Below are 8756 nucleotides of genomic sequence, written 5' to 3'. Positions count from 1 at the left end.
GGCACGGACGCGGTTCTGCCGCTGCTCGTCTCCGAGGGCGGGGCACCCGCCGCCGCGCTGCTGGCCCGCGCCGGCCACCACTCCCACTACGCCTCCGCGGGGCGGGGCATCGCGCGCGCGGATCACTTCCGCGCCGGCAGCGTCACCAAGACCTTCCTCGCGACGGTCGTGCTCCAACTGGCCGCGGAACACCGGCTGTCGCTGTCCGACACCGTGGAGCAGCACCTGCCGGGACTGCTGCGCGGCCACGGCACCGACGGACGGCACATCACCCTGCGGGCCCTGCTCACCCACACCAGCGGCCTGGCCGACTTCGCGAAGGCCACCCACGGCACCGTGCCCCTGACTCCGCTTCAGGCGGTGCGCATCGCTCTCGCCCTCCCTCCGGCCCACCTGGGCCGCTACTCCTACTCCAGCACCAACTACGTCCTGCTCGGCATGGTCGTCCGCCAGGTCACGGGCCACTCCTACGCCGCCGAGGCCGAGCGCCGCATCATCGCGCCGCTGGGTCTGTCCGGCACCTCCTTCCCCGGGTCACGTACCTCGCTTCCCTCGCCGCACGGCCGCGCCTACGCCGCCGACGGCTCCGACGTCACCCGGCTCGACCCGCGGGTGGCCGGGGCCGCGGGCGAGCTGGTGACCACGCTGGCCGACCTCGACCGCTTCTACGCGGCCCTGCTCGGCGGCCGGCTGCTGCCCTCGCACTGGCTGCGCGAGATGCTCGACACCCGCGCCGCACACGGCACGTACGGCATGGGCATCTATCCGGTGAAACTCCCGTGCGGCACCACGGTGTGGGGGCACAACGGCCGGATATCCGGGAGCTACGTGCGCAGCGCAGCCACCGCCGACGGCCGCCGGGTCCTCACCTTCCGGGTGAACACGGACGCGATCGCAGACACCCGGTACGAACCGGCCCTGCTCGATGCCGAGTTCTGCCCTCGCACCGGGTAGAACGACCCGGCCCCGAACGGAGATCCCGCCGCACGACACTCGTTCGAGTGAAAGCCGCCGTCGGTCGCCCTCCAGCGAAAGCCCCCGTCGCTCGCCGGCCCCCGGAACGCCGCCCGTGAGCCGTCACAGCGGCACGATGTCCGGCGCTCCCAGCCGCGCCGCGTCCGCCGTCTGGTCGTCCGGCTGCAACTGGGACTCCCGCTCGGCCTCGACCCGCTTCTCGTAGTGCTCGACCTCGCGCTCGATCTGGTCCTTGTCCCAGCCGAGGACCGGCGCCATCAGCTCGGCCGCCTCGCGGGCGCTGCGGGTGCCCCGGTCGAAGGTCTCGATGGAGATGCGGGTGCGCCGGGTGAGCACGTCGTCCAGGTGGCGGGCGCCCTCGTGCGAGGCGGCGTACACCACCTCCGCGCGCAGGTAGTCGTCGGCGGCCTGGAGCGGCTCGCCGAGCGTCGGGTCGGCCGCGATGAGGTCCAGGACTTCCTCGGCCAGCGAGCCGTACCGGTTCAGCAGATGCTCCACCCGGACCACGTGCAGCCCGGTGCGGGCCGCGGTGCGCGCCCGCCCGTTCCACAGCGCCTGGTACCCCTCCGCGCCGAGCAGCGGGGTCTCCTCCGTCACGCAGTCGGCGACGCGCCGGTCGAGGCCGTGCACCGCCGCGTCGACGGCGTCCTTCGCCATCACCCGGTACGTCGTGTACTTGCCGCCCGCCACAACCACCAGGCCCGGCACCGGATGGGCGACCGTGTGCTCGCGGGAGAGCTGGCTGGTGGCGTCGGACTCGCCGGCCAGCAGCGGGCGCAGACCGGCGTACACGCCCTGCACGTCGTCCCGGCTGAGCGGCACGGCGAGCACCGAGTTGACGTGTTCCAGCAGGTAGTCGATGTCCGCGCTGGACGCGGCCGGGTGGGCCTTGTCGAGGTCCCAGTCCGTGTCGGTGGTGCCGACGATCCAGTGCCGGCCCCAGGGGATGACGAAGAGGACGGACTTCTCGGTACGCAGGATCAGGCCGGTGGTGGAGTGGATGCGGTCCTTGGGCACGACCAGGTGTATGCCCTTGGAGGCGCGGACGTGGAACTGGCCGCGTTCGCCGACCATGGCCTGCGTGTCGTCGGTCCACACGCCGGTGGCGTTGACGACCTGCTGCGCGCGGATCTCGTACTCGCCGCCGCCCTCCACGTCCTGCACCCGGGCACCGACGACGCGCTCGCCCTCGCGCAGGAACCCGGTCACCCGCGCGCGGTTGGCCACCTTCGCGCCGTAGGACGCCGCGGTGCGCACCAGCGTGGCCACGAAGCGGGCGTCGTCCATCTGGGCGTCGTAGTACTGCAGGGCGCCGACCAGGGCGTCCTTGCGCAGGCAGGGGGCCACGCGCAGGGCGTGACGGCGACTCAGGTGACGGTGCATGGGAAGGCCCCGGCCGTGGCCGCGGGCCATGGACATCGCGTCGTAGAGCGCGACGCCCGAGCCGGCGTAGAGCCGCTCCCAGCCCTTGTGCTGCAACGGGTAGAGGAAAGGCACCGGTTTGACCAGGTGCGGGGCGAGCCGCTCCAGGAGCAGGCCGCGCTCCTTCAACGCCTCCCGGACGAGGGCGAAGTCGAGCATCTCCAGATAGCGCAGGCCGCCGTGGATGAGCTTGCTGGACCGGCTGGAGGTGCCGGAGGCCCAGTCGCGGGCCTCGACCAGGCCGGTGGACAGCCCGCGGGTGACAGCGTCCAGTGCGGTGCCGGCGCCGACCACCCCGCCGCCGACCACCAGCACGTCCAGCTCACGCTCCGCCATCGCCGCCAGTGCGCCGGCACGCTGCGCCGGTCCCAGAGTCGCTGTCCTCACCGCTGCCTCCCGCTGTCGCACACTCGCTCGCGTCGGCCGCACCCGGTGGGCGAAGCCCGGTTCACCCCCTCCTCATGCCCAAATTCTGACCGGCTTGCCCGACTTCAGCACCACGGGCTCCCAGCCTGTGCACAACAAGAGCGCAACCAACGGAAGACACACGAACAGAATCCCACATAACGGTCATATTTACTCCTAGTGTGACAGTGCGCTGGTACATGCTGTCCACAGCGGTTGCGCACCTGTTTCGCTTCGGCTACTGGGAAGGACCGCCCACGCCATGCCCGCAGACCTCGCCGTCATCGGACTCGGTCCCTACGGCCTGCCGCTCGCCCAGGCCGCCGTCGCCGCCGGCCTCTCCACCATCGGGTACGCCACCGGCCCCGAGGCCGGCTCCCTCAGCCCGGCCGAGCTGCGCCGGATGCACGCGACGGGTTTCCGGCCGGGCACCGACCCGGCCCAGCTGGGCCGCGTGCGCACCGCGGTGATCTGCGCACCGACTCCGCGGGGCGCCGACGGCGGTCTCGATCTCGGCCAGGTCGAGGCGGCGGCCCGCGCCCTGGGCGCGCGGCTGCGCCCGCACACCACGGTCATCCTGGAGTCCCCCGTTCTCCCCGGGACGACGGAGACGTTCCTGCGCCCCCTGCTGGAGGAGGGTTCGGGGCTGCGCGCCGGCCGCGACTTCCACCTCGCCTACTCCCCCAGCCGGGTCGACCCGGGCAGCCGCGAGCACACCCCGGCCAACACCCCCAAGGTCATCGGCGGTCTCACCCCGGCCTGCACCGAGTCGGCCGCCGCCTTCTACAGCCGGCTCACCGACAAGGTGGTACGCGCGCGTGGGCTGCGCGAGGCGGAGGCGGTGCAACTGCTGGAGACCAACTACCGGCATGTGAACATCGCCCTCGTCAACGAGATGGCCGTGCTCTGCCACGAGCTGGGCGTCGACCTGTGGGACGTCATCCGCTGCGCCGAGACCAAGCCGTTCGGCTTCCAGGCGTTCCGGCCCGGACCCGGCGTCGGCGGCCACGGCGTCGCGCAGGACCTCACCGGGCACGCGAGCCGCACCCTGCGCATGGTCGAGCTGGCCCAGCAGGTCAACAGCCGGATGCCCCGGTACGTCGTGCAGCGCGCGGCCGCCCTCCTCAACGAGCACGGCAAGTCCGCCCGGGGCGCCCGGGTGCTGCTGCTGGGCGTGACCTACAAGCCCGACCTCGCCGACCAGCAGGGCACGCCCGCCCAGGAGATCGCGATCCGCCTGATGGAGCTGGGCGCCTCCGTCAGCTACCACGACCCCCTGGTCGCCTCCTGGAACGTCCTGGACCGCCCGGTCCCGCGCGCGGACTCCCTCTACGAGGCGGCGGCCGACGCCGACCTGACGATCCTCCTGCAGCAGCACCGCACGTACGACCTCCAGGGCCTGTCGGTGAAGGCCCAACTGCTGCTGGACACCCGGGGGGCCACGCCCACAGGGGCGGCGCACCGGCTCTGAGCCCGATCACGAAAGGAAAACGGCCGGGGCGTTGTCGTCCCCGGCTGTTAGTCTCCCCCGGACTCGCCGCACACGGGTGCGCGTGGGTCTTCCCGTTTTCCTGATCCAGTTGTGCCACAGCACGGGGGGATTACTGTCATGAGCCAGTCAGCTCCGCCGCCGCAGCCGCCGCAGTCCGGCCCGGTGGACGGCAGCCCGTACGCCAAGGACGAGCCGGCCGGGGCGCCGTACCCGCCGCAGCCGGGCGCCTTCGCGCCGGCGCCGGCCCCGGTCGCGCCGGCCCGGAACAATCTCGTCGTCGGCCTGGTCGCCGCGCTGGGTGCCGCCGTCCTCGCCGCCGCGCTGTACGGCGTCGTCATCGGCGTGACCAAGCACGAGATCGGCTACGCCGCCGTGGGCGTCGGCTTCGTCATCGGTCTGGCGGCGGGCAAGGCCGGCGGCCGCAACCCGGTCCTGCCGATCGCCGCCATCGTCCTGGCTCTCGCCTCCGTCTACTTCGGCCAGCTCGTCGGTGAGGCCATGATCGGTGCCAAGGCGACCGGTCTGAGCTTCACCCAGGTCTTCTTCGACCACTTCAGCGTGGTCCAGAAGGCGTGGAAGGCGGACTCCGACCCGCTCACCTTCCTGTTCTTCGCGCTCGCCGGGTTCGCCGCGTTCTCGGCCACGAGGAAGGCCGCCCACTGACGCGGACCGTGTGAAGGGGCCCGGCACCGCTGCTGCGGTGGCCCAGGCCCCTTCACACGGTTCGTGCGTCAGCGCTTGTGCTGGCTGTCCGCGACGGTCACCTCGACCCGCTGGAACTCCTTCAGCTCGCTGTAGCCGGTGGTGGCCATGGCGCGGCGCAGGGCGCCGAAGAAGTTCATCGAGCCGTCCGGGGTGTGGGACGGGCCCGTGAGGACCTCCTCGATCGTGCCCACCGTGCCCAGGTCGACCTTCTGGCCGCGGGGCAGCTCCTCGTTGACCGCCTCCATGCCCCAGTGGTGGCCCTTGCCGGGCGCGTCCGTGGCACGGGCCAGCGGGGAGCCCATCATCACCGCGTCGGCGCCGCAGGCGATCGCCTTGGGGAGGTCGCCGGACCAGCCGACGCCGCCGTCCGCGATCACGTGCACATACCGGCCGCCCGACTCGTCCATGTAGTCGCGGCGGGCCGCGGCGACGTCGGCGACGGCCGTCGCCATCGGGACCTGGATGCCGAGCACGTTGCGCGTGGTGTGCGCGGCGCCGCCGCCGAAGCCGACCAGGACGCCGGCCGCGCCGGTGCGCATCAGGTGCAGGGCGGCGGTGTACGTCGCGCAGCCGCCGACGATCACCGGGACGTCCAGCTCGTAGATGAACTGCTTCAGGTTCAGCGGCTCGTGCGAGGACGACACGTGCTCCGCCGAGACCGTCGTGCCGCGGATGACGAAGATGTCCACGCCCGCGTCCACGACCGCCTTGGAGAACTGGGCGGTGCGCTGCGGGGAGAGCGCGGCCGCCGTGACCACGCCGGAGTCGCGCACCTCCTTGATGCGGGCGCCGATCAGCTCCTCCTTGATCGGCGCCGCGTAGATCTCCTGCAGGCGGCGCGTCGCCTGCTCGGCGGGCAGCCCGGCGATCTCGTCCAGCAGCGGCTGCGGGTCCTCGTACCGCGTCCACAGGCCCTCGAGGTTGAGCACGCCGAGGCCGCCCAGCTCGCCGATGCGGATCGCGGTGGCCGGGGAGACGACGGAGTCCATGGGGGCGGCCAGGAACGGCAGCTCGAAGCGGTAGGCGTCGATCTGCCAGGCGATCGAGACCTCCTTCGGGTCCCGCGTACGGCGGCTGGGGACGACGGCGATGTCGTCGAAGGCGTAAGCCCGGCGGCCGCGCTTGCCGCGCCCGATCTCGATCTCAGTCACGTCTCTAGGCCTTTCCCTATGCGTTTCAGCGCCTTCCAGTATCGCCGACGGGTACGACAACGGCGGCCCCGGATGCTCCGGGACCGCCGTCGTGCGGGCCTCACGCGCGCGTGGGGGTCACTGCTTGGTGCTGTAGTTCGGCGCCTCGACCGTCATCTGGATGTCGTGCGGGTGGGACTCCTTCAGGCCCGCCGAGGTGATGCGCACGAAGCGGCCCTTGGACTCCATCTCCGCGATGGTGGCGGCGCCGACGTAGCCCATGGTCTGGCGCAGCCCGCCGACGAGCTGGTGCAGGACGTTGGCGAGCGGACCGCGGTAGGGGACCTGGCCCTCGACGCCCTCGGGCACGAGCTTCTCGTCGGCGGTCACGTCGGCCTGGAAGTAGCGGTCCTTCGAGTACGACTTGCCCTGGCCGCGGGACTGCATGGCGCCCAGCGAGCCCATGCCGCGGTACGACTTGAACTGCTTGCCGTTGATGAAGAGCAGCTCGCCCGGGGACTCCTCGCAGCCGGCGAGGAGGCTGCCCAGCATCACCGTGTCGGCGCCGGCGGCCAGCGCCTTGCCGATGTCACCGGAGTACTGCAGGCCGCCGTCGCCGATCAGCGGGATGCCGGCGGGACGGGCCGCGAGGGACGCCTCGTAGATCGCGGTGACCTGGGGGACGCCGATGCCGGCGACGACGCGCGTCGTGCAGATGGAGCCCGGGCCCACACCCACCTTGATGCCGTCCACACCGGCGTCGATCAGCGCCTGGGCGCCGTCGCGCGTGGCGACGTTGCCGCCGACCACGTCGACGTTCACGCTCGACTTGATCTTGGACATCCAGCTCAGGGCGTTGCTGTTGTGGCCGTGCGAGGTGTCGACGACCAGGAAGTCCGCACCGGCCTCGGCGAGCGCCTGGGCCCGCTCCAGCGCCTCGGGGCTGGCGCCGACCGCGGCGCCGACGAGCAGGCGGCCCTCGGCGTCCTTCGCGGCATTGGGGTACTTCTCGGCCTTGACGAAGTCCTTGACCGTGATCAGGCCCTTCAGGACACCCGCGTCGTCCACCAGCGGCAGCTTCTCGATCTTGTGCTTGCGCAGCAGCTCCATGGCCTCGGGGCCGGAGATGCCGACCTTGCCCGTGACCAGCGGCATCGGGGTCATGACCTCGTGCACGCGGCGGGTGCGGTCGCTCTCGAACGCCATGTCACGGTTGGTCACGATGCCGAGCAGCTTGCCGGCCGGGTCGGTGACCGGGACGCCGCTGATGCGGAACTTGGCGCACAGCGCGTCCGCCTCGGCGAGGGTGGCCTCCGGGTGCACCGTGATCGGGTCGGTGACCATGCCGGACTCCGACCGCTTCACCAGGTCGACCTGGTTGGCCTGGTCCTCGATGGACAGGTTGCGGTGCAGCACGCCGACACCGCCCAGCCGGGCCATCGCGATGGCCATGCGGGACTCGGTCACCTTGTCCATCGCCGCCGAGAGCAGCGGGATGTTCACCCGGACGTTGCGGGAGATGCGGGACGAGGTGTCGACCGCGTTGGGGAGCACCTCGGATGCGCCCGGCAGCAGCAGCACGTCGTCGTAGGTCAGCCCGAGGGTTGCGAATTTTCCGGGCACTCCGTCGACGTTGGCAGTCATGACACCTTCCCCAAATGGCCTTGATCGGTGCGGATGTCCATGCTAACGGCAAGCTTCGCTAGCGAATTCCACGGTACGGGCTCGCTTCGGGCTTCATATGTTCGTACGAAAACGGAAGCGTGAGCGTTCACCGAGGAAGTTGCGGAGGCTTCACCCAAGAGGGTTACTGCTCGGCGAGCGCCCTGAGGCGGCTCAGCGCCCGGTGCTGGGCGACCCGGACCGCACCGGGTGACATTCCCAACATCTGCCCCGTCTCCTCCGCGGTCAAGCCCACGGCGATGCGCAGCAGGAGCAGTTCGCGCTGGTTCTCGGGGAGGTTGGCCAGCAGCTTCTTGGCCCACTCCGCGTCGCTGCTGAGCAGGGCGCGCTCCTCGGGGCCGAGGGAGTCGTCGGGCCGCTCCGGCATCTCGTCGGAGGGCACCGCCGTGGAGCCGGGGTGACGCATGGCGGCGCGCTGCAGGTCGGCGACCTTGTGGGAGGCGATGGCGAAGACGAACGCCTCGAAGGGGCGGCCCGTGTCCCGGTAGCGGGGCAGGGCCAGGAGGACCGCCACGCAGACCTCCTGGGCGAGGTCCTCGACGAAGTGGCGCGCGTCGCCGGGCAGCCGGGACAGCCGGGTGCGGCAGTAACGCAGCGCGAGCGGGTGGACATGGGCCAGCAGATCGTGCGTGGCCTGCGCGTCGCCGTCGACGGCACGGTGCACGAGCGAACCGATCGCCCCCTGGGCCGTGCCCGCCTCCTCGTCGCGCATCGCTCCATGGTGCCTTGCGGCCGTCCGGTCCGTCGCATCGTGCTCACCGTTGTGCACCGAAGCGTTATGAGCAGGTGCGCCGGCACTCATTCCCTGCGCCCTCCCCTTCCGCTCGACAGACTCGTCCCCGAGAGACTCCACAACTCCAAGGATGCGGCATCCGCGCCGAAACGAGCAGCGCGCGTCCGGCGGGCCACCGTGCGCAGCGCCCGCCGGCGTGTACGACGGGTGC

Annotated in this window: 7 protein-coding genes; 3 read left to right on the top strand and 4 right to left on the bottom strand. The window is 71.7% G+C overall.

Going from position 1 to position 8756, the window contains the following annotated elements; genetic code table 11:
- A partial coding sequence (locus ACLU3S_RS33895; RefSeq protein WP_413955820.1) for a serine hydrolase domain-containing protein occupies window positions 1-954 on the top strand: 954 nt, incomplete at its 5' end.
- Between the two features lie 123 nt (window positions 955-1077).
- On the opposite strand, the gene ACLU3S_RS33890 is transcribed toward ACLU3S_RS33895, so the two are convergent.
- Entirely contained in the window at window positions 1078-2784 is a 1707-nt protein-coding gene (locus ACLU3S_RS33890; protein ID WP_413955819.1) for a glycerol-3-phosphate dehydrogenase/oxidase, read from the bottom strand.
- 280 nt (window positions 2785-3064) lie between these two features.
- On the opposite strand from ACLU3S_RS33890, the gene ACLU3S_RS33885 reads away from it, so the two are divergent.
- Both ACLU3S_RS33885 and ACLU3S_RS33880 read left to right on the top strand, forming a co-directional pair.
- On the top strand, window positions 3065-4273 hold the full coding sequence (locus tag ACLU3S_RS33885; RefSeq protein ID WP_413955818.1) for a nucleotide sugar dehydrogenase: 1209 nt from the start codon (window positions 3065-3067) through the stop codon (window positions 4271-4273).
- A gap of 138 nt (window positions 4274-4411) precedes the next feature.
- A complete protein-coding gene (locus ACLU3S_RS33880) occupies window positions 4412-4957 on the top strand; it encodes a hypothetical protein (protein ID WP_413955817.1) in 546 nt (181 codons plus the stop codon).
- A 68-nt stretch (window positions 4958-5025) separates the two neighbouring features.
- On the opposite strand, the gene ACLU3S_RS33875 is transcribed toward ACLU3S_RS33880, so the two are convergent.
- From ACLU3S_RS33875 to ACLU3S_RS33865, 3 genes are all read right to left on the bottom strand, one after another.
- Window positions 5026-6150 carry a GuaB3 family IMP dehydrogenase-related protein gene (locus ACLU3S_RS33875; protein WP_413955816.1) on the bottom strand — a complete coding sequence of 375 codons (1125 nt, stop codon included), beginning with the start codon at window positions 6148-6150 and terminating at the stop codon, window positions 5026-5028.
- Between the two features lie 117 nt (window positions 6151-6267).
- Window positions 6268-7773, bottom strand: coding sequence for an IMP dehydrogenase (guaB, locus tag ACLU3S_RS33870; RefSeq protein ID WP_413955815.1), 1506 nt, complete (start codon window positions 7771-7773; stop codon window positions 6268-6270).
- Between the two features lie 163 nt (window positions 7774-7936).
- Entirely contained in the window at window positions 7937-8524 is a 588-nt protein-coding gene (locus ACLU3S_RS33865) for a sigma-70 family RNA polymerase sigma factor (protein WP_413955814.1), read from the bottom strand.
- Between the last annotated feature and the right edge of the window lie 232 nt (window positions 8525-8756).

The sequence above is a fragment of the Streptomyces sp. AF1A genome (genome assembly GCF_047340315.1).
Taxonomy (GTDB): domain Bacteria; phylum Actinomycetota; class Actinomycetes; order Streptomycetales; family Streptomycetaceae; genus Streptomyces.
This window is presented reverse-complemented; position numbering and strand designations above follow the sequence as displayed.